The organism is Kribbella sp. NPDC048915, assembly GCF_040649595.1.
Taxonomy (GTDB): Bacteria; Actinomycetota; Actinomycetes; order Propionibacteriales; family Kribbellaceae; genus Kribbella.
Window position 1 is genome coordinate 1 of record NZ_JBEZFT010000065.1, and the last position, 24,680, is coordinate 24,680.

Here is a 24,680-nt window from a genome sequence, read left to right on the forward strand (position 1 = left end):
GTGGGTTCCTGACCCGTGTGAAGGGTACGGAACCCACAACACGATGGGTGAACCCACCGTGTTGTGGAAACCCGGTAGCGCCGACGACCACGCCATCACCCTCGCGCCGTACCACTACCCCGCGTGTTGGGGATTCTTCGTCGGTACACGAGCAGAGAACCCCAACTGGCGCGGATATCCGGGGGTGAACCGCGCTGGGGCACCCGTTCTCGGTTCCATCACCGCCTACGACCACCGAGAATCCAGACCAGGCCGTGCGTCAATCATCTAGGAGAGTTATCGCCACGACACTGGAGGCTTTTGCATCACCAGGAGGGTAAAACCCTCCACTGTCGCCACGCGACCTCACCACAGTCGCCACGCGACCTCACCACAGTCGCCACGAGAACTCGCCACAGTCCCCGCACGCCACAGTTCCCGCACGCCACAGTCCCCGCACGCCACAGTCCCCGCACGCCACAGTCCCCGCACGCCACAGTCCCCGCACGCCACAGTTCCCGCACGCCACAGTTCCCGCACCCGACCGTCCCCACAGTCTCCGCGCCCCACAGTGCCCGCGCGCCCACAGTGACGAACCCAACGCATAAGGCCTGGGGTTACGCGGTCCAGGTGGTGGCGATTTTGTCGACCAGCGTGATGAGTTCGTCCAGGTGGTCGCCGGTGCGGGCGCGGCCGAAGCCGTGGCGGCGGGCCCAGAACGCCGACTGGACGATGATCAGGTGCGTCCAGCGGCGGATGTGGTCCGCCTCGATCCCAGACGCCTCGGCGAACTGGTGCAGCTCGGTCTCCACCGTCGACAGGAGGTCGTCCAGAGCGCGCCCGCCGAGGTGGAGGTAGTACGCCCGGGTCCGCAGAAAGAACGCCGCGTCGTACGCCGGATCGCCGACGTACCCCTTCGGGTCGACGACCAGCCACGGCTCGCGGTCGGCGCGCAGGATGTTGAGCGCGTGGAAATCACCGTGGATCAAGGTCTCTGGCTGCTCACGGCAGTGGTCCTCGACCACTCCCAGGGCCGCGTCCACGACCGCGGACGGCAGTGGGTGGTCCAGTTCGGCGGCGTCCTTGCGTAACTGTTCGGCCCATTCGCCGGCGCGCTCCGACATTCTCGGTAGGCCGTTCGGTGCCGGAATCGCCAACTGGCGGAGCAGGTTCCCGGCGATCGGGGCGCGGTCTCCGGAGTACTCGGCGAGGCTCGTGGTGTGCACTCGCTCCAGCAGCAGCGCGTACCGTGCGTCGTCGCGTTCGTACAGCTCGACAGCGCAGCGCCCGTCCCAGGCGTCGAACGCATCCGGCTCGTGCACGTTGCCCGGATGCGGAAACGACACCTTCAGCACGGCCGGCCGTTCGCCGGAGCCACGAACCGGGACGATGACGCCGACCTGGCCGTGTAGCCAGGGCCCTTCGCGCTCGAGATTCCAGCGCTGCACCAACTCGTCGACGATCGCCGGGAGCTCCGCGAGCCAGGCCTCGCCCGCGGCACCCTCCCGTTCGACCGTGGTCCGGACGAACGCCTCCGGGATCACCCCCAGCGCTCCGATTTCGCCGAACGCGACACCAGGCTGAACAGCATGTCCTTCGGCGTCAGCTCTCCGGCAACCACCTTGGTCACGTGCTCGGCGATCGGCATCTCTACGTCATGCCGGTGCGCGAGCTCGCTGATCGACGCGCACGACTTCACACCCTCGGCGACCTGCCGGGTACCGCTCGCGATCTCCGCGACGCTCATCCCCTGGCCGAGCTTCTCGCCGAAGGTCCGGTTCCGCGACAACGGCGAGGAGCAGGTCGCCACCAGGTCGCCGAGTCCGGCCAGTCCGGAGAAAGTGTGCTCGTTCGCGCCCAGCGCCGTACCCAGGCGGGCGATCTCGGCCAGGCCGCGGGTGATCACCGACGCCCGCGCGTTGTCGCCGAAGCCGAGCCCGATCGCCATCCCGACCGCAAGCGCGATCACGTTCTTGCAGGCACCGCCGAGCTCGCAGCCGACGACGTCGTTGTTGGTGTACGGGCGGAACGTCGGCGAATGGCAGAGCTTCTGCAACCGCTCCGCGGTGCCTTCGTCCGCGCAGGCGACGACCGCCGCGGCCGGTTGCCCTTCGGCGATCTCCCGCGCGAGGTTCGGCCCGGAGACGACCGCGATCCGTTCCGGCCCGGCGTCGGTCAGCTCGGCGATCACCTCGCTCATGCGCTTCGTCGTACCGAGCTCGACGCCTTTCATCAGGCTGACCAGCGGTACGGCGTTCGGCAGGACGCCGGCCCACTCGGCGAGGTTGTCCCGCAACGACTGCGACGGCACCGCCAGTACGACGGCTTCCGCCCCGTCGACCGCCACGGACGGGTCATGGGTGGCCGTGATCGCTTCGTGCAGGCGGATTCCGGGCAGGTACTCGGCGTTCTCGTGGCTGTCGTTGATCGCCGCGCACACCGACTCCCGCCGGGCCCACAGCGACACCTGGTTCCCGGCGTTCGCCAGCACCGTCGCGAACGCCGTACCCCACGATCCGGCACCGAACACAGCCACCTTCATGCGTTCTCCTCACCTTTGCGGGCCTTGCGGAGGTCGTACAGCTCAGCGGGCGGGGTCTCGCCGCGCAGCTCGCCGAGCGTCTCGGCGACGCGGTGCATGATCACCGCCGTTGCCTCGTGCAACAGCTCGTTGGTCAGCGGCTTGCCCTGGAACGCGCTCAGATCGACCGGCGCACCGGCCCGCACCTGCAGCGTCTTGCGCGGCAGCAGCCGGATCCGCAGCTTGCCCGTGTAGGACTGGAAGACCTCCTGCGCACCCCAGTTCGCGATCGGGATCACCGGGCAGCCGGTCATCAGCGCGATCCGGGCGGCGCCGGTCTTGCCGGTCATCGGCCACAGGTTCGGGTCACGGGTGATGGTGCCTTCGGGGTACACGCCCACGCACTCACCGCGTTCGACCGCCGCCACCGCGTCGCGGAACGCGTCCGCGGCCTGGGCGGAGCCGCGGTGCACCGGTATCTGGCCGGCGCTGGTGATGATCCGGCCGAGCACCGGGATCTTGAACAGCGACGCCTTGCCGAGGAACCGGGGAATCCGCCGGCACTCCCAGATGAAGTACCCGAGCACGACCGGGTCGAAGTGCGAGATGTGGTTGGTCACCCACACCACGCCGCCGGTGCGCGGCATGTTCTCCCGGCCGCTGAACCGGCACTTGGTGAACACGATCATGAACGGCTTGACGATCGCGACGATCAGGCCGAACCAGAACCCACGCGGCGGCCGGGGATCCGCGTGCCTCGTGTCCACTGTTGCCTCCTGCTGCTCGTGCCGGCCGTCGCTCATGGGAGAATCCTGCCTGATGGCAGACCTACAGGTCGCTCCCTGGACCCTGGTGATCCCGGTGAAGCGTACGGCGATCGCGAAGAGCCGGCTCGCTCCGGCCTACCCTCAGCACCGTCCCGAACTGGCCCGCGCGTTCGCTGTCGACACTACTGCGGCCGCGGTCACCTCCCCGCTGGTGCAGGCCGTTCTGGTGGTCACCGACGACCCGCTGGTCGCCGCGGACGTCACCGCCGCCGGCGCCCGCGTCGTACCGGACCTGCCGGCCGCCGGGCTCAACGAGGCCTTGCTGCACGGCGCAACTGTGGCTGCTGCCGAGTTCGCGGGCAACGGCATCGCGGCGTTGTCCGCCGACCTGCCCGCGCTGCGCCCGGCCGAGCTGACCGCCGTACTCGCCGCCTGTACGGCGCCGCGCTCGTTCGTCGTCGACCTGCCCGGGACCGGTACGACGCTGCTCGCCGCAGCCCCTGGCGTACCGCTGGATCCGCACTTCGGCGTCGGATCCGCGCTGGCCCACCAGACGTCCGGCGCAGTACCGATCGAACTGACCGCGATCGACTCGGTACGGCGGGACGTCGACACCGCTGCCGATCTCGCGCGCGCCGTCCAGCTCGGGGTCGGACCGGCGACCGCGGACGTGCTGTCACTCGTGCTCGGCGCCGCCACCGGCACCGAAGGTCTAGCCTGCTGACATGCAAGCGACAGTGAGCCGGTACGACGGCGAAACGTTCTCCGGCGCCGTGCTGACCGACACCGGCATCGAGCTTCCGTTCACCGTGCACGCCGTCGCCGACACCCAGGTGCTGCATCTGCGTGTCGGCCAGCGGGTGCGGATCCAAACCAGCGGGTCGGGCGCCGACACCGTGGTCAGCAAGCTCGAGTTCGCCACCAACCTCTGACCGCGCTGCTGGTCACCTCCAGGCGGCCGAAAGCCTTGCGGACACGGCGAAGGCCGGTCAACCCTGGAGTGGGGTGACCGGCCTTCGCTGAGGTGGTGCTTGCTGGTGCCGCGATGCGACGATCAGCGCGCGGTGCGCTTCGCCGCGGTCTTCTTCGCCGGCGCCTTCTTGGCCGGCGCCTTCTTCGCGACGGTCTTCTTGGCCGGGGCCTTCTTCGCCGGCGCCTTCTTGGCCACGGTCTTCGTCGCCGTCGCCTTCTTGGCGGCCGTCTTGGCCGGGGCCTTCTTCGCGGCCGTCTTCTTCGCAGCGGCGGTCTTCGTCGCGGCGGCCTTGGCCGGAGCAGCCTTCTTCGCCGGGGCGGCGGCCTTGGTGGCGGTCGCGGCCGGCTTCGGGACTACCAGCTTCGGCAGCTTCTTCGCACCGGAGACAACGGCCTTCAGCTCCGCACCCGCGCGGAACTTCGGAACCGTGGTCTTCTTGGCACGCTTGGTCTCACCGGTCCGCGGGTTGCGCACGATGCGCGCGCCACGCTCGATGGCCTCGAAGGCACCGAAACCGGTGATGGCGACCTTGCCACCCTTCTTGGTCAGCTCACGCTGGACGGTGTCGATCACCGACTCCAACGCGTGCTGGGCCTGGCGGCGGTTTCCGTCGAAGTGCACTGCGAGCGCTTCGACCAACTGGCTCTTGTTCACTGCTTCCCTCCGTGAACACTAGGCGTCGAGCACAGCGCTCGATCTCACAGGAACGTTATGGACTCAACACGCCGTTCACAAACACCAACGCGGCAATTCGGCCTTGTTTTGGGCGATTCGGGCCACAATTTCACCCGATTCGGGGCCTTTCGGGGGTCGAAGCGGTGCCGGAGCACGGTTTTCAGAGCCAGCCGCGACGCTTGAAAATCTGGTGCAGACCCCCACAGACCAAGGCCATCAGGCCGATCGCGAAGGGGTAGCCGTACTGCCAGTGCAGCTCCGGCATGTGGTCGAAGTTCATCCCGTAGACGGTGCCGATCAGCGTCGGGGCGAACAGGATCGCCGCCCAGGCAGAGATCCGCTTCACCTCTTCGTTCTGCTCGCTGCTGGCGATCGCGAGGCTCTTCATCTCCTCGTTCTGCTGCTGGGCGACCAGGGTCGCGTTCACCGTCAGGATGTCGCGGAGCAGTTCGCGGAAGCCGTCGACCTTCTCCACCACCTCGGTGACGTGGTCGGCGACGTCTCGCAGTGAACGTTGCAGTTCCTCGTCCACGCGGTACTTCTGGAAGCCGCCGCGCAGCTGCTCGAGCATCCCGACCAGCGGCCGGGTCGCGCGCTGGAACTCGATCACCTCACGGGACAGTTCGTAGATCCGTCGCGACACCTTGGGATCACCGCGGAACACCTCGGTCTCGATCTCGTCGATGTCGTTCTCCAGACCGGCGACCACCGGCGCGTACCCGTCCACGACCTTGTCCATGATCGCGTACAGCACGGCCTCGGCACCGCGGTTCAGCAGCTCGGGATCGCGCTCGACGCGGCGCCGTACCGCGGCCAGATTGGGTGCTTCGGCATGCCGGACCGTCACCACGAAGTCCGGGCCGACGAACACATGCACCTCACCGAACTCGACCTGCTCGGTCGCGTCCCGGTAGCGCGCGGCCTTCAGGACGACGAACAAGGTGTCGCCGTACCGCTCCAGCTTCGGCCGCTGGTGCGCCTCGTTGGCGTCCTCGATCGCGAGCTCGTGCAGGTCGAACTCCTGCGCCAGCGAGTCCAGTTCGCGGCGGTCCGGGCGGTACAACCCGATCCAGGCCAGGCTCTGCGGGGACTCGTGCAGCGCTGCATAGGTCTCGGCGAGCGAGTGCGGGGACGCGATCCGCCGGCCGCCGCAGTAGATCGCGGAGTCGACGACGCTGTGTCCCTTGGGCTTCTGCTGATCGCGATGCTGCTTGTCGGCAGGTTCCAGTGCCGCGGTCGAGGCCGCGTGCTTGCGCGCGGACGCGGCGTGCTTGCGGGCGGCGGCACGCAGTGACGAGGAACGGCTGAACGCACGGATCGTGCGCAGGCGCAGGTCGGACATGAGTCATCCTCCAGCAGTGAAGCAGTGGTACGGGCGAGTGATGAGCGCACGTCTGCCCGACCCCTGCACTGTGCTGGGAGCGCCGCTGTTGCGTCGTCAGCAGTGCTGGAGAAAGAACGCCTCCGAGGGCCGGGCGAGACCGGTATGTCTGGAGGGATCGCTGCTGCTGGTCATGAGCGCCTCACCTCCCCGATCTCGCATTCCTCGAAACGGCAACCCCAGAAGGGTAACACCGAAGTTATCGCCCCCGACCCACTGCTCGTGACGGCAGGGATCCGGGGGCGACAAGTCCGCGACGTTCAGTACGTGTTCAGGCCTTGGCCGGAAGGGTGGCCGGCTTGAAGGACGGGCGGGTCGCTTCGTAGGCAGCGATCTCGTCCTCGTGGGACAGCGTGATGCCGACGTCGTCCAGACCGTTCAGCAGCCGGTAGCGGGTGTAGTCGTCGATGTCGAACGGCGCCGAGACGTCGCCGGCCGAGATCGTCTTGTGCTCCAGGTCGACCGTGACCTTGGTGCCCGGGTCGGACTCGATCGCCGTCCAGAGTTGCTCGACGACGTCCTGCTCCACCAGGGCCGCGAGCAGACCGGCCTTGCCGGCATTGCCGCGGAAGATGTCGCCGAACCGCGACGACACCACGACCCGGAACCCGTAGTCGAGCAGCGCCCAGACGGCGTGCTCACGCGACGATCCGGTGCCGAAGTCCGGTCCCGCGACGAGCACCGAGACGCCCTCGTACTCCGGCTGGTTGAGGACGAACGACGGGTCGTTGCGCCACGCCGCGAACAGCCCGTCCTCGAAGCCGGTCCGGGTGACCCGCTTCAGGTAGACGGCCGGGATGATCTGGTCGGTGTCGACGTTGCTGCGGCGCAGCGGAGCCGCCGTACCGATGTGCTGGGTGAAGGCTTCCATGATTGCGTTGCTCCTCAGGCGTTCGCGGGGACGGCGACGGGCGGCAGGTCGGCCGGCGCGGCCAGCGTTCCGGTGACAGCGGTCGCGGCGGCAACCAGCGGCGACACCAGGTGGGTCCGGCCGCCCTTGCCCTGGCGACCCTCGAAGTTGCGGTTCGACGTGGAGGCGCTGCGCTCGCCCGGCGCCAACTGGTCCGGGTTCATCCCCAGGCACATCGAGCATCCGGCACCACGCCACTCGGCGCCTGCTTCGGTGAAGATCTTGTCCAGTCCCTCGGCCTCGGCCTGCAGCCGGACCCGCCCGGAACCGGGGACGACCAGCATCCGGGTGCCCTCGGCAACCTTCCGGCCGGCCAGCACACTCGCCGCGGCCCGCAGGTCCTCGATCCGGCCGTTGGTGCAGGACCCCAGGAACACGGTGTCGACGTGGATCTCGCGCATCGGCGTACCGGCGGTCAGGCCCATGTACTCCAGCGCCCGCTCGGCGGCGACCCGGTCGTTGTCGTTGCTGAAGTCGTCGGGCGACGGGACGGTGGCGGCCAGCGGCACGCCCTGGCCGGGGTTCGTACCCCAGGTGACGAACGGCGTGATCTCGGCGGCGTCCAGCACAACCTCACGGTCGAAGGTCGCGTCCTCGTCGGTGGCCAGGCTCTTCCAGTACTCGACGGCCGCTTCCCAGTCCAGGCCCTGCGGCGCGTGCGGCTTGTCCTTCAGGTACGCGAACGTGGTCTCGTCGGGCGCGATCATGCCGGCCTTCGCGCCCCACTCGATCGACATGTTGCAGATCGTCATCCGGGCTTCCATGCTCAGTGCGCGGATCGCCTCGCCGCGGTACTCGACGATGTAGCCCTGGCCGCCGCCGGTGCCGACCTTCGCGATCAGCGTCAGCACCAGGTCCTTGGCCGAGACGCCCTCGGGCAGCGTGCCGTTGACGGTCACTGCCATCGTCTTCGGCCGGGCCTGCATCAGCGTCTGGGTGGCCAGCACGTGCTCGACCTCGCTGGTACCGATGCCGAAGGCAATCGCTCCGAACGCGCCATGGGTCGAGGTGTGGCTGTCACCGCAGACCACGGTCATCCCCGGCTGGGTCAGCCCGAGCTGCGGGCCGATCACGTGCACGACGCCCTGGTCGGGGTCGCCGAGGGTGTGGATCCGGATGCCGAACTCCTCGGCGTTCTTCCGCAGGGTGTCGACCTGCGTACGCGAGACCGGGTCGGCGATCGGCTTGTCGACGTCGTACGTCGGGACGTTGTGGTCCTCGGTGGCGATCGTCAGATCGGGCCGGCGGACCTTCCGACCGGCCAGGCGCAGGCCGTCGAACGCCTGCGGACTGGTCACCTCGTGGACCAGGTGGAGGTCGATGTAGAGGAGGTCGGGTTCTCCGTCGGCATGGCGCACCACGTGCGCATCCCAGACCTTTTCCGACAACGTCCTACCCATCAGACTTCTCCTCCTTGGATACTTGGGCCACCCCACCTGAGCGCTGCGGATCCGTGGACGGGTCCGGGGTTCAGGGCGTGTGCGGTGAGGTGCTTTCGCTCACAGTGCTCCCGATTGGGCTGCTGAAGCGACTTGCGTTCCACGATTCGAGACGGCAATATCGTCTCATGGACAACTCTAGCGGAGTCGGTGTTCTCGACAAAGCGGCCCTGGTTCTGTCCGCCCTCGAGTCCGGGCCCGCGACGCTCGCCGGTCTGGTGGCCGCCACCGGACTGGCCCGCCCGACGGCGCACCGGCTGGCGGTCGCCCTCGAGCACCACAGGCTGGTCGGCCGCGACATGCAGGGACGCTTCGTGCTCGGGCCGCGACTCAGCGAGTTGGCCTCGGCCGCGGGTGAGGACCGGCTGCTCGCGACCGCGGGCCCGGTGCTGGCGCGACTGCGGGACATCACCGGTGAGTCGGCCCAGCTGTTCCGCCGCCAGGGTGAGTACCGGGTCTGTGTCGCCGCCGCCGAGCGTCCGTCCGGTCTGCGCGACACTGTGCCGGTCGGCAGCCAGCTGACCATGTCCGCGGGCTCGGCCGCCCAAATACTGCTTGCGTGGGAGGACCCGGAGCGGATGCACCGCGGTCTGCACAACGCCTCGTTCAACGCCGCCGCCCTGGCCGGCGTCCGCCGCCGTGGCTGGGCGCATTCGGTCGGCGAGCGCGAGCAGGGCGTCGCGTCCGTGTCCGCCCCGGTCCGCTCCCCCAGCGGCAAGGTGATCGCCGCGGTGTCGGTCTCCGGCCCGATCGAGCGCCTGTCCCGGCAACCCGGCCGGATGCACGCCCCCGCGGTCATGGCTGCCGCCGAACGCCTCTCGGAGGCGCTGCGCCGCGCCTCCGAGTAACTGTCAGAGCTGCCAGACCTGCCCCATCCCGCTGTCGACCAGTGCGGCCCGGTCCGTGGCCGCCTCGTACTCACAGTAGGCCGGTCATTGCCGAGACGTGCATCACAGGATCACCATGAGGGAAAGATGGAGCCTTCAAGGGAGGTCCGACATGGCGCAGGACTGGCTGACTCTCGGGTGGAAGATGTTGCTCGTGCGCGGTGCGCTCGGCATCGTGTTCGGCATCATCGCGATCGCCTGGCCGATCTCCACGGCGATTGCGCTGGCCCTGCTCTGGGGCTTCTGGGCCCTGGTCGACGGGATCGGCTCGATCGTTCAGGCGTTCCAGCCGGACTACCAGGGCAGCCGGCTGTGGCTGATCCTGCTCGGCGTGATCGCGCTGATCGCGGCGTTCTTCGCGATCACCAGCCCGGGACTGACCGCGAAGGCGCTGACCTGGATCCTCGGGATCTGGCTGATCATCCGCGGCGTCTTCGAGATCGTGGGGGCCTTCGGCAGCCGGCAGGTGATGCCACGGTGGTTGCTGGTCGTCAGCGGTCTGCTGTCGTTGCTCATCGGCGTGCTGTTCGCGGCCAATCCAGGCGCCGGAGCGGTGAGCATCGCCGTACTGCTGGGCGTCACGGCACTCGTCTGGGGCGTCGTCCTGATCGCGGTCGCGCTGTCGGTCCGCCGTACCCACTCGGGGCCCGCGCACCCCAGTCCGTCGCCGGCGTGAGGGTCAGGCGCCGCCGTACGGCACGGTGATGATCTCGAGGTTGTGCCCGTCAGGATCGTCCCAGTACAGACCGCGCCCGCCGTCGTTGGTGTTGATCTGGCCCTCGTGCCGGTGGAACGGATCGGCCCAGTAGGTGAGTCCGCGCTCGACGATCCGGGCGTGGATCTGGTCGAACTCGTCCTCGCTCACCAGGAAGGCGTAGTGCTGCCGATGCGGCCGGCCGTGGTCGTCGGCGAAATCCAGCGTGGTCCCGTTCGCCAGCTGCACCACGGCGAACGGCCCGTAGCTCGACGGCTCACCGAGGCCGAGAATCTCGGTCAGAAAGCGCGCGGACGCCTCCTTGTCGGTGCAGCTCACGATCGTGTGATTGAACTCGACAGCCATGTGCTCAGGCTACGGGTTCTGTGCCGGGTGCTGCCTGGTGAAGGTGGGCGGAGGCGATCGCGGTGAGTTCGGTGGCCATGTGGATGTTGCCGGGGCCGTCGGGGTGCAGACCGTCCGGGAGGTGGTGGGCTTGGGCGGGGCCGAGGATGTCGAGGCCGTTGATCGGGTGCACGTCGGGATCACCGGAGTCGTGCAGGATCTGGACAGCTTCGAGGACCTCCGCGCGCATCTGGGCGAGCGTCATGCCGGTGGCACCGACCTGATCCTCCCGGCTCGGCGAGAAGATCGGCGCCATGACCAGGATCGGTACGCCGGGATGCCCGTCGCGGATCGTACTCACGAACCCGAGGATCGCCGGCAGGAACGACCGCCGGCTGAAGCTGCCCTGACCGTAGATGTTGATGCCCAGGCAGGCGATGATCAGCTCGGCAGGCAGATCCCGGATGAGCCGCGCGATCATCGGGTCCAGGTGACACTGTCCGCCGAACCCGAGGCAGGTCAGATCCATCTCGAGCTCGCGCGCGACGAGTGCCGGCCACGTGCGCGCCGGCGATTCGGCTCCGCCCGCATGTGTGATCGAACTGCCGTAGGTGACGAGCCGCGGCCGGTGCGACGGCGGCGCCACTGCGACCCGGGCCGAGTGGTCGACGGCCAGCTCCACGAGCCGGACGTCACCGGTCTGCGGAAGCCACAGTTCGGCCAGCTTCACGCCGTCGGCCAAACCCTCGAACGCGAAGGAGCCGTCGACCGCGACGACCGTGGAACCGAACAGTACGTCGTCGATCACCAGATCGACCACCAACTCGACCGCGGCCACGTCCGCGCCGGACTCGTCGACCGGCACGAAGCGGCCGGCCAGTGTTGTCGTATCGGTCTGAACAGCGATCCTGATCCCTGCCTGAGCGCGTGCCTGGGTCTGCAGGCGCTCGCCGGGAAAGAGCCGCAGCCGGCTGAGCGGCAACCGCCACCCCCGTGACCAGTCGGCCGTGTGCTCGACCTCGACGGCCCCACGCCAGGTGAGGACAGGATCGGCGGCCGGGATCGCTCGCAGCGGCCCGGTGCTGGAAAAGGTCATCTACTTGATCCCCGAATGCGCGAGAGCTTCCATGAACTGCCGCTGGAAAATCACGAACGCCGTCGCGACCGGGATCAGCGCCGAGACCGCCGCGGCCATCGCGATGCCGGCCGAGATACCGCCCTCGGCATCGGCGAACGTCGTCAGCCCCAACGGAATCGTGAAGTTCTCCGGGTTCGTCAGCATCACCAGTGGTGTCTCGTAGTCGTTCCAGCTGCTGACGAAGCTGATGATCGCCAGCGCGGCGAGCATCGGCCGGACCAGCGGCAGATAGACCCGCCAGAACACCTGCCACTCGTTGGCGCCGTCGATCCGGGCCGCTTCGCCGAGCGCCTCGGGCGCGGTGACGAAGGCCTGCCGGAGCAGGAAGGTGCCGTACACCGTGAACATGCCCGGCAGGATCAGCGCCCACAGCGTGTCGTACAGCCCCAGCTGCTGGAAGAACATGAACCGCGGAACCAGCAGCAGCTGGGACGGAATGATCGCCGTCGCCAGGTACAGCAGGAAGATCTTGTCCCGGCCGCGGAACCGCAACCGGGCGAACGCGTACCCGGCCATCGCGGACGTCGTCAGGTCCCCGACCACTCCGGTGAGCGTCACGATCAGCGAGTTGCCGTAGTACGTGATCATCGACTTCTCGCCGATCCACACGTCGGCGTAGTTCGCCCAGTGCACCGGGTCCGGGATCCATCGGATCGGCAAGGTGAACACGTCGATGTTGCGCTTGAGCGACGACGAGAGCATCCACAGGAACGGGACGACGAACAGCACCGCCAGTCCCCAGCCGAGGACCGTGTTGCCCACGGTCCGGGTGGCGCGGCGTCGGCGAACGACGGCCGAATGCAGTGCCCTCGTGGAGGTGGTGGTCGAGGTGGTCATGTGTACAGCCCCCGTCCCTTCTGGAACCGCCAGAGGAACGCCGTCAGCACCAGGACGCCGACGAAGCTGATCATGCCGATCGCCGCCGCATAGCCGAACCGGTAGAACTGGAACCCTTGCTGGTACATGTAGTACGACAGTGTGGTCGTGGAGTCGCCCGGTCCGCCCTGAGTGAGGAACGCGATCAGCCCGAAGCCCTGCGACTGACCGATCGTCATCGTGATCGCCAGGAACGTCGTCGTCGGCATCAGCGCCGGCCAGGTCACGGTCGTGAACTTGCGGAAGGCACCCGCGCCGTCCAGCGCGGCCGCCTCGTACAGGTCGACCGGCATGCCCTGCAGGGCCGACAGGTAGAGCACCGCGTTGTAACCGACCGCCGACCAAATGGCGATCAGCACCAGTGACGGCAGGCCCCAGGTCTGGGAGATCAGCCAGTCCGGCGGTGAGCCGACACCGACCGCCCGGAGACCGCTGTTGACGAGCCCGGAGTCAGGGTTGAGCAGCAACAGCCAGACCAGGCCGATCGCGACCGAGGTGACCACGTGCGGCAGGAAGAACAGCACCCGCAGCACCGTGCGGCCGGGGATGTCGCGGTTCAGCAGCAACGCCAGTCCGAGACCGCCCAGCATGGTCAACGGGACCGCCGTACCGGCGTAGAACACCGTGCGCGCGGCAGCCGACCACAACGCGCCGCTGCCGAGCGCCTGGGTGAAGTTCGACAGACCAGCGAAGCTGATGCCGTCGAGACCCGACACCACGTTCCAGTTCGTGAAGGCGATCGCGATCGCCGCGAGCAGTGGCACCAAGGTGAAGCACAGGAACCCGATCAGGTTCGGCGCGATGAACAGCCAGGCCGACCGGTTCGCCCGGCCGGTCGGCTGCGGTCGGCGTCGAGTGCCACTGAGGGCGCGGACCGCGCTCGTGGTCGCGGTCACCCGGCCGCCTTGATCGCCTTGTCGGCCTCACGGGTCGCCTGGGTCACGAAGTCGTCGACCGAGCGCTGACCGAGCAACACCTCGTCGTGCAGCTTCGTGTACATCGTGTCGATCTCGACCGCGCCGGTGGTGACCGTGTCGATCGGGATCTTCGGCGCGCTCTGAAACAGCGCCTTCTCGAAGGACGCGACGTCGTACAGCTTGTCGCGGTCCGGGCCGAGCAGGTCGGCGACCGCCTGCGATTGCTTGGCGGGATCGAGCAGCGACGGCAACCGGCCGCCCTTGATCATGTAGTTGCCGTTCATCATGCAGTACTTCACGAAGGTCCAGGCCGCCTCCTGGTTCTCGGACTTGGCGCTGATCGAGATGTGGTCGCCGATCGCGCCGTCGTTCCAGGCTTCCTTGCCCTTGACCGGCACCGGGTTCGGTACGGCGCGGATCTTGAAGTCGTGCGGGAATTCCTTGAGGTCGCTGGCGTAGCGCAGCACGAACAGCTGCGCCGGCAGCATCGCCACCCGGCCGGTCAGCAGCGGGCCGTGGACGAACGTCTCCAGCTTCTCGGCCTTGATCGTGCGTTGCGGCAGCGCGCTGCCGTCGGCCTGCATCGCGAGCGCCAACTCGAGGTACTGCCGCCAGATCGGCTGACCGAACGACGACGACTTCCCGTCCTCGCTGTAGAAGTAGTTCGGGCCGATGGTGTAGCGGTGGATCGGCGGCGTCTTGAACGAGCCGAACACCTTGCCGGCCTTGCTGAGCCGGCGCGCCACGTCGTGGTACTCGTTGACGTCCCAGCCATCCGGAATCGTGATTCCGGCCGCGGACAGCATGCTGTCGTTGACGAAGATGACGGTCGGCGACGTCTGCGCGGGGACGGAGTACACCTTGCCGCCGATGGCGACGTTCGTCGCGGGCGATTTGTCCGCGGCGAACTTGGCCAGGTCGGAGTCACCCGCCACCTTCTCCGACAGGTCGACCGCCAGCCCGGCGTTGACCCGCTTGGTCAACGTGGGCGTGTCGTAGGTGTAGAAGACGTCGATCGGCACGCCGCCCTGCAGCGAGGTGTCGAGCTTCAGCTTGCCCTGGTCGTCGTTGACGTACCGCGTATAGGTGACCTTGATGTCGGGATGCTCCTTCTGGAACGCCGCGATCAGGTCGTTGGGGCCACTCTCGGGCGGCACCCCGCCCCACACGTTGAGGACTCCGCCGCCACCGCCACCGCCGGCACCGTTGCTCTTGCCGCACGCGGCCAGGAATGCGGCGCCGGTGGCACCCGCCGCCATTTTCAGCGCTGTACGCCGAGAAAAACTTGTTGTGGTCACACCGGGCTCCTTGGAGACGTACTGCTCGGACGAAACGTTCGGGAGTGCGTGGGTGGTGCGGTGCTCAGGGCGCGTCGAGTGCTGACTCGACACTGCGGCGGCCGTCGTGCAGCCACAGCCGGAGCGTCGCCGGATCCGCGGCCTCGACCGGACCGGTCAGGGCGAGCGCGACCGGGTGGTCCTCATCGGTCTTGATCGGGATCGCCGCGCCGACGCGGCCCTCGTAGCCCCATTCGGGCAGGACCAGGACGTCGTGTTCGACATGGGCCCGCGCCCAGTCGAGGACCTCCTCCTCCGTCTGCGGCACCACATCCGTGCCGGGCCAGCCGTACCGGCCGCGCGACTGCCGGAGGACCTCCAGCGCCTGCTCCTCGGGAAGATCGACGAGCATGCGCAGACCGGGGGCGGACAGATGGACCGGGAACCCCATGCTGAAGTCGATCGACCCGCTGTGGTGCCTGGTCCGCAGGAAATAGATCATCTCGCCACGCCAGATCATGCAGAGCGTGACCTCGACGTCCGGGTGCGCCGCCGCGATCGCCTCCATCGCCGCCCGGGGTTTCCGGATCATCGGAAACCATGTCGTCGCGGAGGCCAGCGACAGGACACCGAAGTCGGGCGCGAAGCGCCGGTCCGGCGTCTTGCGGACATACCCGACCTGGGTCAGCGTCGCGAGGATCCGCGACACCGAACTCTGATGCACCCCGATCCGCCGGGCGATTTCGGTCGCGGTCATCGGCGACCCCTCGTCGACCAGCAAGCGCAGCACATGAAGCCCTCGCGCCAACGCCGACGCGTTCTCGGTGCCTAGGGCATCATTCTGCATGCCCGGAAGCTAGCATGCACCTGATGCATGGACAAGAGCTCGTTTGCATATAACTCATAACCGCCTCGGCGGCATGCCAGGCGGGAGTCGTGAGCGGGTCCTGGTCGTCAGGTGGTGCAGCCGCAGGAGGCGCCGGGGATCAGTTCGTGCGAGAGGACATGGCGGGCCGCCGGTGGGTTGGTGGGGTCGAGGAGGAGTTCGACGGCCCGGTGGGCGGTTTCCTCGATCGGCTGGCGCACGCTGGCCAAGGGCGGGATCGTCACCGAGCACTCGGTGGTGCCGTCGAAGCCCATCACAGCGACGTCTTCCGGCACGCGCAGACCGGCCTCCCATGCGGCGTACAGCACGCCGAACGCCTGCTCGTCCGTCGAACAGTAGATCGCGCGCGGCGGTCGCTTCTGCGTGAGCCACGGCCGTACGGCGTCACGCGCCGCGAACCGCGAGACGGGCGAGGCGATGTACCGCGCGGACGCTCGTGGATGCGCCTTCAATGCGCGCTCGATACCGCGTCGGTGTTCCGCCGTACCGGGTGATTCCTCCGGCCCGGTGACGACGCCGAGCGTGCGGTAGCCGTGCGACAGCAAGTGATCCGCCGACGCTTCGGCCCCGGCGACGTAGTCGATCGACAGCGTCGACACGGTCACGCCGTCGGGTACCGGGTGCAGCGCGACGACGGGTACGCCGGCAGTCTCGAACCGCTGGATCGCCGGTTCGACGAGCAAGGAGACCAGGACGACGCCGTCGACCTTGCGCTCGATGAACGAGCCGATGTGCGCCGACTCCTGCTCCGGATCGCCGGCCGAGTCGCCGATCAGCAGCAGGTGGTCGTGCCGGCGCGCGTAGTTCTCCAGGTGCTCCGCGAGCGTGGCGAAGTACGGGTTGCGGATCTGCGGGATCAGCAGGCCGAGCGAGTACGTGCGGCCTGCGCTCAGCGCCCGGGCGAGGATGTTCGGCCGGTAGTCGAGTGCGGCCGCGGCCTCCAGCACCCGGCGGCGAGTCTCCGCCGACACGGGCCGAGGGCCGTTGTTGAAGACGTAGCTGACGACCGCGGTCGACGTACCGGCGCGCTCGGCGACGTCACGCGCCGTCGCCATCGATCTCCCCACGCCTGTCCCCACGCACGACAGCGTATGACGTGCCGGCGGCCACGATCCGGGACGTGATCTCCTCGGCGACGCGTTCGGCGTCCACCGCGGTGACGATGCGAACGGTGCCGGCGGGATCCGGGACGAAGGTACTGCGTCCCGCGCCGGCACCGCCGAGCTCGATCGACACCGTGCCGGGCTCGGAGAAGCCGAACAGCTCCGGCCGGCTGAGGGCGAGCACGGCCACGGGGTCGTGCGGCACGTTCCAGGTCTCGCTCCAGAACGCCCACCACTGCTCGATGTCGGCCCCGAGCGCCGCACCGAGCGGACCGGCGGCGCGGATGCGTTCCAGCCGGGCACTTTCGATCGTCACCTGCTGGGTGATCTCCAGACCGGTGATCGTGGTCGGGATGCCCGCGGTCAGCACGGACTGCGCGGCGACGTCGTCGGACCTGAAGTTGTGCTCGGCCTTCTCGTCGCCGAACGATCCGCCCATCACCCACAGGTGCCGGATCCAGCGCGCGGCCTCGGGTTCGAGAGCGAGCGCGGCGGCCAGGTTGGTCAGCGGGCCGATCGCGGCGACGTCGAGCTCACCAGGTTGCTCGCGGAGCCGCGCGACCAGCCGTTCGGGTGCGCTGCCGGTGCTGATCGTCTCCTGTTCCAGCGCGTCGTGCAGCGTGCCCTCGTGGCCGGCCCACCACACCTTCCGGCCGGACAGCGGTTCGGCGCGCCCCGGTACGACGTGCAGCTCGCGGCCCGCCAGTACGCCGTACCGCCGGGCGAGCTGCGCCCGCAGCCGCGTGTCGCCGTACACCGTGTGCACCTCGACGAGGCCGAGCTCCGGGCTGCCCATGATCTGGGCGAGCGCCATCGCGTCGTCGACGTCGGAGCCGATATCGGTATCCAGGATGAGCGATCGCACGAATCTCCTTATTTGAGTCCGGTACCCGACACGGACTGGACGAAGTACCGCTGGAAGCCGGCGATGACGACCAGCGGGATGACGGTGAGCACGACGGCGCCCGCGAACACCAGACCGTAGTCGGTGAAGTTCTGGCCTTGCAGGTTGGCGAGGGCGATCGGGCCGAGGATGTGGCGCGCGTCGGTGCCGATCAGCAGCGGCCAGACGTAGGCCTGCCACTGGAAGAGGAACAGCATCAGCCCGGCGCCGATCAGCGCGGGTTTCGACAACGGCAGGTAGATCCACCGGAACACGCCGAACCAGCCGAGCCCGTCGAGCCGTCCGGCCTCGACCAATTCGCCCGGGATGCCGAGAAAGAACTGCCGGAGCAGGAAGATCGCCATCCCGTTGCCGATCCCCGGCAGCACCAGCCCGGCGAACGTGTTGGTCAGGTGCCAGTCCCGGAACATCGTCGACAGCGGAATCGCGATCGCGTCGAACGGCACCAAGAAGCTCAGGACGACGACCGCGAACACCAGCCCGCGCCCGCGGAACCGGAACGCCGCGAGCCCGAACGCCGCGGACGCACACACGGCGAGCCCGACGACCACCGTGATCGCACTGACCAGGATCGAATTCACGGTCGCTCGGCCGATCTCGCCGCCCAGCAAGGCGGAGTAGTTCGTGAGCGTCGGGCGGAGCTCGAGGAACGTCCGCCAGGACAGCGGGCTGAGCTGCGCGAACGTCTCCGATCCGGGCCGCAGCGAGTTCGTCACGACCCACAGCAGCGGCAGAAAGAACAACAGCCCGATGACGGCGCCCAGGACCGACAGGCTGACCCGCTTCATTCACCACCTCGCAGGAGGCGGAACTGCGCCGCCACGATCACCAGCGTCAGCGCGACCAGGATGACCACCTCGGCCTGCGCCACGTTGAGATCGCCGATCGCATACGCGCGGCTGTAAACGTCGTACATCAGCAGGTTGCTGTTGCCGTTCGGGCCGCCCTTGGTCAGGATCTGCACCGGCGCGAACACGAGCAGGTTCGACACCGTGTCCGCGACCAGGACGAACGCAAGCGGACGTCGGACCAGGGGCAGGATCACCGACACCATGCGGCGCCAGGCGCTCGCACCGTCGAGCAGGGCGGCTTCGCGAACCTCGACCGGGACCTCCTGGATGCCGGCGATCAGGAACAGCATCCAGTACCCGACTCCGATCCAGGACAGCAGCACGATCAGCGACGGCAGCACCTGGCTCGACGATGTCAGGAACGGTTGCGCCGGGAGACCCAGCCGTTCGAGGACCCCGTTCGCGAGACCGTCAGGGCGGTAGATGACGCTCCAGATCACCGCCGACACCGCGGGCGGAGTAGCGATCGGGAGAATCACCAGGGTCCGCCACAGCTTGGCGCCGGCGGCCCGCTGGGTGAACAGCACCGCGAGCAGGAACGAGACCGCGACCTGGATCGGGTTCACCAGCAGCGTGAACAGCAGCGTCACGCCGACCGACTGCCGGAAGTCCTTGTTCGCCAGCAGATCCGTGTAGTTGCCGAGGCCCGCGAACACCCGCCCGCCGCGCAGCAAACTCTCGGTGTAGAAGCTCTCGACCACCGCCGAGATCGCCGGGACGATCCGCAGCACGGCCAGGCAGATCAGCGCCGGAGCGAGGAAGGCGAGGGCGATCAGGCCTTGCCGCTGCCTCATCGCGCGGACCTCGACCGATGGCTCACTTGATGGACTTCCAGGCATCGGTGAGCTGGCGGGTCGCCTCCTGCAGCCGGGTGTCCGGGTCGGTGCCGTTGCGGATGTCCGCGAAGGCCTTGCCCATGACTTCCTCGAACTGGATGTACCCGACGCTCACCGGCCGCGACACCGCGGTGTGCTCACTCTCGTACGTCGTGATCGCCGCCGCACCGGCCGTCTTCGCGCCGGAGAACGTGTCCATCTGCGGGGTGTACTGGCGCTGCGCCTCGAGGTTCGCCGGGATGATCGTGGTGGTGCTGGTGGTGGCCAGGTTGCCGGCCGGGTCCAGGGTCGCGAACTCGACGAACTTGCGCGCCATCCCCTGCTGCTTCGACGCCGGGTTGATGCCGAGCGACCAGGAACCGGTCGGGGTGACCGGCCTGCCGCCCGCGAAGTACGGCAGTGCGGCGACACCCCAGTCGAACTTCGCGCTGCCGAAAATCTTCAGGTCCCACGGACCGCCGACGAAGAACGCGACGTTGCCGGCGGAGAACACCGGCCCGGTCTGGAAGCCGCCGATCCCGCGCGGCGACAGTCCGCTCCGGTACGTAGCGCCGTACCACTGCATGGCCTTCTTCCAGCCGTCGGTCTCGACCGCCGGCGTCAGCATGTCGTCACCTTCGACACCGGATCCGCCGCCGAGCGACTCGGCCAGCGGCTGCAGCTGGTAGTACGCCTCGGGCTGCTCCATGAACAGGCCGTACTTCGTGGCGCCCGCCTGCATCGCCTTCCGGCCGGCGGCCTCGACCTGCTCCCACGTCCAGCGCTGCTGCGGATCCGCGGTCGGCGGCGTCACATCGGCCTTGGCCAGCGCGGTCTTGTTGTAGAAGAGAAACTGCGTCGAGTTCCACATCGGCAACGACCAGAGCTTGTCGCGGAAGTGGTTGGTCTTGTACGCCGCCTCGCTGACCTTCCCCTTCACCTGGGCGTCGAGGTCGCTCAGGTCGACCAGGAAGCCCTTGGCGGCGAGCTGCGAAACGCGCGGCTCGTCCACGGTGTAGACGTCGATCCCGGCGTCCTTCGCACTCAGCCGCTGCTGCATGGTCGCGTTGAACTGGTCGAAGGGGATCTGCGTGTAGGTGACCTTGATCCCGGGGTTCTTCGCCTCGAACGCCTTGATCACCGGCTGGTAGGTCTCGGCGTTGTCGGTCCCGGTGAACGTGATCGTGCCCGTCTCCGGGCCGGGGTCGGCCGCCGCCTGACCGGCACTCGGGTCCGTGCCGCCACACGCCGTCAGGACCAGGGCCGCGGCCACCGCCACGGCCGGAAGTACGAAGAGGTTCCGCCGCACAGCGTTCCCCTTTCCAGGAGCAGGAGAGGTCTAAGCGCTTAGACTCTAAGCGCTTAGACTCGCCCCTGTCCACCGCCGCCGGCGGCCCGGCGACACGCGGTACGCGACTTTGTGCACCAGATCCGTACCCGCGCGCCGATTCCGTACGGATCCCATGCACAAAGTGCCCACCAGCCGCAGCCACGCCCCGCCCGGCCACGCCCCGCCCGGCGACGTACGGCGCGGCGACGTACGGCGCGGCGACGTACGGCCCGGCGACGTACGGATGGCGACTTTGTGCACCAGATCCGTACCCGCGCGCCGATTCCGTACGGATCCCATGCACAAAGTGCCCCACCGGCCGCGGCGAGCGCTAGGTGGGCGTGGGTGGGTGCGGCGCGACGTGGGCGTAACGCACGAGCGCCTCCCACCGGGTGGTGGGAGGCGCTCGGCTCTGGTAGCCCCGACGGGATTCGAACCCGCGCTACCGCCTTGAGAGGGCGGCGTGCTAGGCCGCTACACAACGGGGCCAGAGTTTGTCGACCGGGCCATTTCGGACCCGGGCAACGAGGTTGAACTGTACCGATTTTCAGCGGTGCGGTCCAATCCGCTGGGGTACTAGGACTCGAACCTAGACTAACTGAACCAGAATCAGTCGGGCTGCCAATTACCCCATACCCCAAAGGCATTTCACTGCGCCGGTGAGTTTGTTTCCGCCCTCATCGACCCGGCTCGGAGAGCTTACCCGAGGCACCGTCCGGACACCAAAACGGGGCCCCTCGGGCGCGTTGTCACTCCCGTCACACTGGTGTCACACCTGTCTCGGGCCGGCCACCGGAAGCGCGCTCAACGGCAACTCGGATCGCTCCTGCAGCTGCATCCGCTTGCTCAGCCACAACGCGATCACGCCGAACGCCGCGAACTTCAGTACGTCGATCGTCACCAACGGCCAGGGGGCGTCCTTCACCCCGAGGCTGGCACCGACTGTGTCGGTGAACGCTGCGAACACGAAGGTCACCACGTTGTTCATCGCGTGCGACGCGATCCCGGCCTCCAGCCCGCCGGTCCGTACGGCGAGTACGCCCGCGACCAGCCCGAACGCCAGGCGGTCGACGAACAGCGCCGGACTCTGCCACGGCCAGATCCCGTGTGCGGCGGTGAACAGCACGCCGGTCACGATCACCGCGACCACCCAGCTCCGCGCGTACGCCCCGACCGCCTGCAGGAGATAGCCGCGGAAGTAGTACTCCTCCCCCGCGGCCTGGATCGGCGACGTGAGCAACGTGACCGCGATCACCGCGACGACGTCCGGCGCCATCCCGCCGCTGTGCCGCTCTCCGGTCGCGAGCTGGACGTCACCGAGCTGGATGATCAGGAACGAGATCAGCTCGAGCGCCAGAGCGACCAGCGCGAACCACAGCAGCGGCCGCCAGCGCAGCCGGCCGATCACCGAGGACAGCAGTCCGGGGGTCTGCTTGTTCAGCCCGCGGGCGACGTACACCGACAGCGGGATGAGCGGGATCAGCGTGAGGTTGGTCGCCAGCAGCCCGAACCAGGACAGCGTCCCGGGCGGATCCTCCCGGATCGCCATCTGCACGCTCAGCACGACGACGCCGGTGAGCATCCAGCCGACGAGGATCGTGAACGCGCCGAGCACGACGTACGTGCGCGGCGTGGCTTCGTTGCGGAGCAGCCGGTGGTACGGCGTCAGCGCGGTCTGCCGACTCATGACGCCGTACTGCGCGCCCGGTCGAGCCGGTGCAGCGCCTTCTCGCGGCCGAGCAGTTCCAGCGACTCGAACAGCGGAGGTGAGATCCGGCGGCCGGAGATCGCCACCCGGACCGGACCGAACGCGTTCTTCGGCTTCAGGCCGAGCCCGTCGATCAGCGACGCTCGCAGCGCCGCTTCGATCGCCTCGGTGGTCCAGTCCACGTCGGCGAGCGCCTTCGCGGCGGCGTCCAGGACGGCGCCCGCGTCCCCGGTGAGCACCTTCACGGCGGCATCCGGGTCGACCGCGAACGCGTCCTCGTCGACGAACAGGAACCCGAGCATCTCGTCGGCCTCCGACAGCGTGTTCATCCGCTCCTGCACCAGCGGTACGGCGGCCCGCAGTACGGCGAACTGCTCCGCGGACGGCACCGCCGGCAGCGCACCGGACGCAGCCAGGAACGGAACCATCCGTTCGGCGAACTCGTCCTGGGGCAGCAGCCGCATGTGCGCGGCGTTGATCGCCTCGCACTTCTTCGGGTCGAAGCGGGCCGCGTTGGAGTTCACCTTGCGGATGTCGAACGCGTCGACCATCTCCGCCATCGTGAACACGTCCCGGTCCTCGGCGATCGACCAGCCGAGCAGCGCCAGGTAGTTCAGCAGGCCCTCGGGCAGGAACCCGCGCTCGACGTACTCGGTCAGCCCGGAGCCCTTGTCGCGCTTGGACAGCCGCTTGTTGCCCTCGCCCGTCACGAACGGCAGGTGCCCGAACCGCGGCGTCCGGCCGGTACCGATGCCGATGTCGGCGAGCGCCTCGTAGAGCGCGATCTGGCGCGGCGTCGACGACAGCAGATCCTCGCCGCGCAGCACGTGGGTGATCTCCATCAACGCGTCGTCGACCGGGTTCACCAACGGGTACAGCGGGTAGCCGTTCGCGCGCACCAGCACGTAGTCGCCGAGGTTCTCCGGCAGGAACGTGATCTCGCCGCGGACCAGGTCGTCGAACACGATCGGCCGATCCGGCATCCGCAGCCGCACCACGGGACGCCGGCCTTCGTCGACGTACGCCTGCACCTGATCGGCGGTGAGCTCGCGGCAGTGGCCGTCGTACCCGCTGTGCTGGCCGGCGGTGCGCGCGGCCTCGCGACGCTGGTCGAGCTCCTCCTGCGAGCAGTAGCAGTGGTACGCCCGCCCCGCCGCCATCAGCTTCGCGACGACGTCGGCGTACACGTCCATCCGCTCGGACTGCAGGTACGGCCCGAAGTCGCCACCGGCCTCGGGGCCCTCGTCCCAGGTCAGGCCGAGCCAGCGCAGCGCCTCGTAGGTGTACCGGTAGCCTTCCTCGGTGTTCCGGGAGGTGTCGGTGTCCTCGATCCGGAGCACCAGCGTGCCGCCGAAGTGCCGGGCGAAGGCCCAGTTGAACAGCGCGCTGCGGATGTTGCCGACGGTCAGCAGACCCGTCGGCGACGGTGGGAAGCGAACCCGTACCTGCTGCGGTTCGAGATCACCCAGCACGTCCTTGACGGACTGGTCAGTCACGCACGATCACCTTGTTCGTCAGGGTTCCGATGCCATCGACAGTGACCGAGACCTCGTCGCCCGGCAGCATCGGGCCGACGCCGGCCGGTGTGCCGGTGAGCACCACGTCGCCGGGCAGCAGCGTGGTGAACGAGGTGATGTAGGCCAGCACCTCGGGGATGTCGAAGATGAACTGCGAGGTGCGCCCGTCCTGCTTGGGCTCACCGTTCAGCTCGGTGCTGACCCGCAGGTCGGACACGTCGAGCTCGGTGCTGATCCACGGGCCGAGCGGGCAGAACGTGTCGAAGCCCTTGGCCCGTGCCCACTGCCCGTCGCTCTTCTGCAGGTCACGCGCGGTCACGTCGTTGGCGACCGTGTAGCCGAAGATCACCTCGTTGACCCGCTCCTTGGGCAGGTCCCGGCAGATCCGGCCGATCACGATCGCCAGCTCGCCCTCGAACTGCAGGTCGTTGGTCTGCTCGGGATAGACGATGCCGTCCCGCGGGCCGATCACGCTGGTGTTCGGCTTCAGGAAGATCAGCGGCTCCTTCGGCACCTCGTTGCCGAGTTCCTCGGCATGCGCCGCGTAGTTGCGGCCGACGCAGACCACCTTGCTGCGCGGGATGACCGGGGCCAGCAGCCGGACGTCCGCGAGCTGCAGCTTCTCCCCGGTGAACTGCGCCGACCGGTAGAGCGGGTCCGAGTCGAGAACGTTGACAGTACCGACGAGTCCCTCGGGGTCGTCGGTCTCGACGACGCCGTACTTGGGCTCGTCGTCCACGGAGAATCTGGCGATACGCACGGGGCGAGCCTACCGTCGGGTGCGGAT

The 24,680-nt window shown here is 68.4% G+C and carries 25 protein-coding genes and 2 tRNA genes; 4 read left to right on the forward strand and 23 right to left on the reverse strand.

The window, feature by feature from the left end; translation table 11 throughout:
• Positions 1–596: 596 nt before the first annotated feature.
• The 3 genes from AB0B82_RS26385 to AB0B82_RS26395 are packed head-to-tail and all read right to left on the reverse strand — an operon-like array spanning position 597 to position 3,303.
• Positions 597–1,523, reverse strand: a complete 927-nt coding sequence (locus AB0B82_RS26385; RefSeq protein WP_360173890.1) for an aminoglycoside phosphotransferase family protein — start codon at positions 1,521–1,523, stop codon at positions 597–599.
• Positions 1,520–2,521 (reverse strand): NAD(P)H-dependent glycerol-3-phosphate dehydrogenase, encoded by a 1,002-nt coding sequence (locus AB0B82_RS26390; RefSeq protein WP_360173893.1) that lies wholly within the window; start codon positions 2,519–2,521, stop codon positions 1,520–1,522. Before AB0B82_RS26390 ends, AB0B82_RS26385 begins: the two co-directional genes overlap by 4 nt.
• Positions 2,518–3,303, reverse strand: a complete 786-nt coding sequence (locus AB0B82_RS26395; RefSeq protein ID WP_360173896.1) for a lysophospholipid acyltransferase family protein — start codon at positions 3,301–3,303, stop codon at positions 2,518–2,520. The genes AB0B82_RS26390 and AB0B82_RS26395 overlap by 4 nt, the downstream gene beginning before the upstream one ends.
• Before the next feature lie 16 nt (positions 3,304–3,319).
• Between AB0B82_RS26395 and cofC the strand changes: the two genes are divergently transcribed.
• Together cofC and AB0B82_RS26405 are read left to right on the forward strand one after the other, a co-directional pair.
• Positions 3,320–3,991, forward strand: coding sequence for a 2-phospho-L-lactate guanylyltransferase (gene cofC, locus AB0B82_RS26400; RefSeq protein ID WP_360173898.1), 672 nt, complete (start codon positions 3,320–3,322; stop codon positions 3,989–3,991).
• A 1-nt stretch (position 3,992) separates the two neighbouring features.
• Complete coding sequence (locus tag AB0B82_RS26405; RefSeq protein ID WP_360173901.1) at positions 3,993–4,199, forward strand: hypothetical protein; 207 nt, start codon at positions 3,993–3,995, stop codon at positions 4,197–4,199.
• A 122-nt stretch (positions 4,200–4,321) separates the two neighbouring features.
• Here the strand turns inward: AB0B82_RS26405 and AB0B82_RS26410 are convergent, their stop codons facing one another.
• The 4 genes from AB0B82_RS26410 to leuC all read right to left on the reverse strand — a co-directional run bounded on the left by AB0B82_RS26410 (position 4,322) and on the right by leuC (position 8,606).
• A complete protein-coding gene (locus tag AB0B82_RS26410) occupies positions 4,322–4,894 on the reverse strand; it encodes an HU family DNA-binding protein (RefSeq protein WP_360173904.1) in 573 nt (190 codons plus the stop codon).
• 181 nt (positions 4,895–5,075) lie between these two features.
• Positions 5,076–6,257, reverse strand: a complete 1,182-nt coding sequence (gene corA / locus AB0B82_RS26415) for a magnesium/cobalt transporter CorA (RefSeq protein WP_360173907.1) — start codon at positions 6,255–6,257, stop codon at positions 5,076–5,078.
• Between the two features lie 310 nt (positions 6,258–6,567).
• Entirely contained in the window at positions 6,568–7,167 is a 600-nt protein-coding gene (gene leuD, locus AB0B82_RS26420) for a 3-isopropylmalate dehydratase small subunit (protein ID WP_360173910.1), read from the reverse strand.
• A 14-nt stretch (positions 7,168–7,181) separates the two neighbouring features.
• Positions 7,182–8,606 carry a 3-isopropylmalate dehydratase large subunit gene (leuC, locus tag AB0B82_RS26425; RefSeq protein WP_360173913.1) on the reverse strand — a complete coding sequence of 475 codons (1,425 nt, stop codon included), beginning with the start codon at positions 8,604–8,606 and terminating at the stop codon, positions 7,182–7,184.
• A gap of 167 nt (positions 8,607–8,773) precedes the next feature.
• On the opposite strand from leuC, the gene AB0B82_RS26430 reads away from it, so the two are divergent.
• Both AB0B82_RS26430 and AB0B82_RS26435 read left to right on the forward strand, forming a co-directional pair.
• Positions 8,774–9,493: an IclR family transcriptional regulator gene (locus tag AB0B82_RS26430; RefSeq protein WP_360173916.1), complete on the forward strand. Its 720-nt coding sequence runs from the start codon at positions 8,774–8,776 to the stop codon at positions 9,491–9,493.
• 151 nt (positions 9,494–9,644) lie between these two features.
• Positions 9,645–10,208 carry an HdeD family acid-resistance protein gene (locus AB0B82_RS26435; protein WP_360173919.1) on the forward strand — a complete coding sequence of 188 codons (564 nt, stop codon included), beginning with the start codon at positions 9,645–9,647 and terminating at the stop codon, positions 10,206–10,208.
• Positions 10,209–10,211: 3 nt separating this feature from the next.
• On the opposite strand, the gene AB0B82_RS26440 is transcribed toward AB0B82_RS26435, so the two are convergent.
• From AB0B82_RS26440 to AB0B82_RS26515, 16 genes are all read right to left on the reverse strand, one after another.
• Positions 10,212–10,592 (reverse strand): VOC family protein, encoded by a 381-nt coding sequence (locus tag AB0B82_RS26440; RefSeq protein WP_360173921.1) that lies wholly within the window; start codon positions 10,590–10,592, stop codon positions 10,212–10,214.
• Between the two features lie 4 nt (positions 10,593–10,596).
• Positions 10,597–11,667, reverse strand: coding sequence for an SGNH/GDSL hydrolase family protein (locus AB0B82_RS26445; RefSeq protein WP_360173923.1), 1,071 nt, complete (start codon positions 11,665–11,667; stop codon positions 10,597–10,599).
• On the reverse strand, positions 11,668–12,546 hold the full coding sequence (locus AB0B82_RS26450) for a carbohydrate ABC transporter permease (protein WP_360173925.1): 879 nt from the start codon (positions 12,544–12,546) through the stop codon (positions 11,668–11,670). It abuts the gene before it with no gap.
• The gene (locus tag AB0B82_RS26455) at positions 12,543–13,481 is read right to left on the reverse strand and encodes a sugar ABC transporter permease (RefSeq protein WP_360173928.1); all 939 of its coding nucleotides are present in this window, start codon (positions 13,479–13,481) and stop codon (positions 12,543–12,545) included. Before AB0B82_RS26455 ends, AB0B82_RS26450 begins: the two co-directional genes overlap by 4 nt.
• The gene (locus AB0B82_RS26460; RefSeq protein ID WP_360173931.1) at positions 13,478–14,800 is read right to left on the reverse strand and encodes an ABC transporter substrate-binding protein; all 1,323 of its coding nucleotides are present in this window, start codon (positions 14,798–14,800) and stop codon (positions 13,478–13,480) included. The genes AB0B82_RS26455 and AB0B82_RS26460 overlap by 4 nt, the downstream gene beginning before the upstream one ends.
• Before the next feature lie 64 nt (positions 14,801–14,864).
• A complete protein-coding gene (locus AB0B82_RS26465) occupies positions 14,865–15,626 on the reverse strand; it encodes a helix-turn-helix domain-containing protein (protein ID WP_360173934.1) in 762 nt (253 codons plus the stop codon).
• A gap of 107 nt (positions 15,627–15,733) precedes the next feature.
• Complete coding sequence (locus AB0B82_RS26470) at positions 15,734–16,720, reverse strand: LacI family DNA-binding transcriptional regulator (protein ID WP_360173937.1); 987 nt, start codon at positions 16,718–16,720, stop codon at positions 15,734–15,736.
• Positions 16,704–17,633: a nucleoside hydrolase gene (locus tag AB0B82_RS26475; RefSeq protein WP_360173940.1), complete on the reverse strand. Its 930-nt coding sequence runs from the start codon at positions 17,631–17,633 to the stop codon at positions 16,704–16,706. The genes AB0B82_RS26470 and AB0B82_RS26475 overlap by 17 nt, the downstream gene beginning before the upstream one ends.
• An 8-nt stretch (positions 17,634–17,641) precedes the next feature.
• The gene (locus AB0B82_RS26480) at positions 17,642–18,460 is read right to left on the reverse strand and encodes a carbohydrate ABC transporter permease (RefSeq protein WP_360173943.1); all 819 of its coding nucleotides are present in this window, start codon (positions 18,458–18,460) and stop codon (positions 17,642–17,644) included.
• Entirely contained in the window at positions 18,457–19,317 is an 861-nt protein-coding gene (locus AB0B82_RS26485; protein WP_360173946.1) for a sugar ABC transporter permease, read from the reverse strand. The genes AB0B82_RS26480 and AB0B82_RS26485 overlap by 4 nt, the downstream gene beginning before the upstream one ends.
• 22 nt (positions 19,318–19,339) lie before the next feature.
• Positions 19,340–20,647, reverse strand: a complete 1,308-nt coding sequence (locus tag AB0B82_RS26490; RefSeq protein ID WP_360173949.1) for a sugar ABC transporter substrate-binding protein — start codon at positions 20,645–20,647, stop codon at positions 19,340–19,342.
• 434 nt (positions 20,648–21,081) lie between these two features.
• Positions 21,082–21,157, reverse strand: a tRNA-Glu gene (locus AB0B82_RS26495).
• 79 nt (positions 21,158–21,236) lie between these two features.
• Positions 21,237–21,308: transfer RNA gene (locus tag AB0B82_RS26500), tRNA-Gln, on the reverse strand.
• Between the two features lie 129 nt (positions 21,309–21,437).
• A complete protein-coding gene (locus tag AB0B82_RS26505; RefSeq protein WP_360173952.1) occupies positions 21,438–22,355 on the reverse strand; it encodes a type II CAAX endopeptidase family protein in 918 nt (305 codons plus the stop codon).
• Positions 22,352–23,872 carry a glutamate--tRNA ligase gene (gene gltX, locus AB0B82_RS26510; RefSeq protein ID WP_360173955.1) on the reverse strand — a complete coding sequence of 507 codons (1,521 nt, stop codon included), beginning with the start codon at positions 23,870–23,872 and terminating at the stop codon, positions 22,352–22,354. The genes AB0B82_RS26505 and gltX overlap by 4 nt, the downstream gene beginning before the upstream one ends.
• Positions 23,865–24,653, reverse strand: coding sequence for a fumarylacetoacetate hydrolase family protein (locus tag AB0B82_RS26515; RefSeq protein WP_360173958.1), 789 nt, complete (start codon positions 24,651–24,653; stop codon positions 23,865–23,867). Before AB0B82_RS26515 ends, gltX begins: the two co-directional genes overlap by 8 nt.
• Positions 24,654–24,680 lie beyond the last annotated feature (27 nt).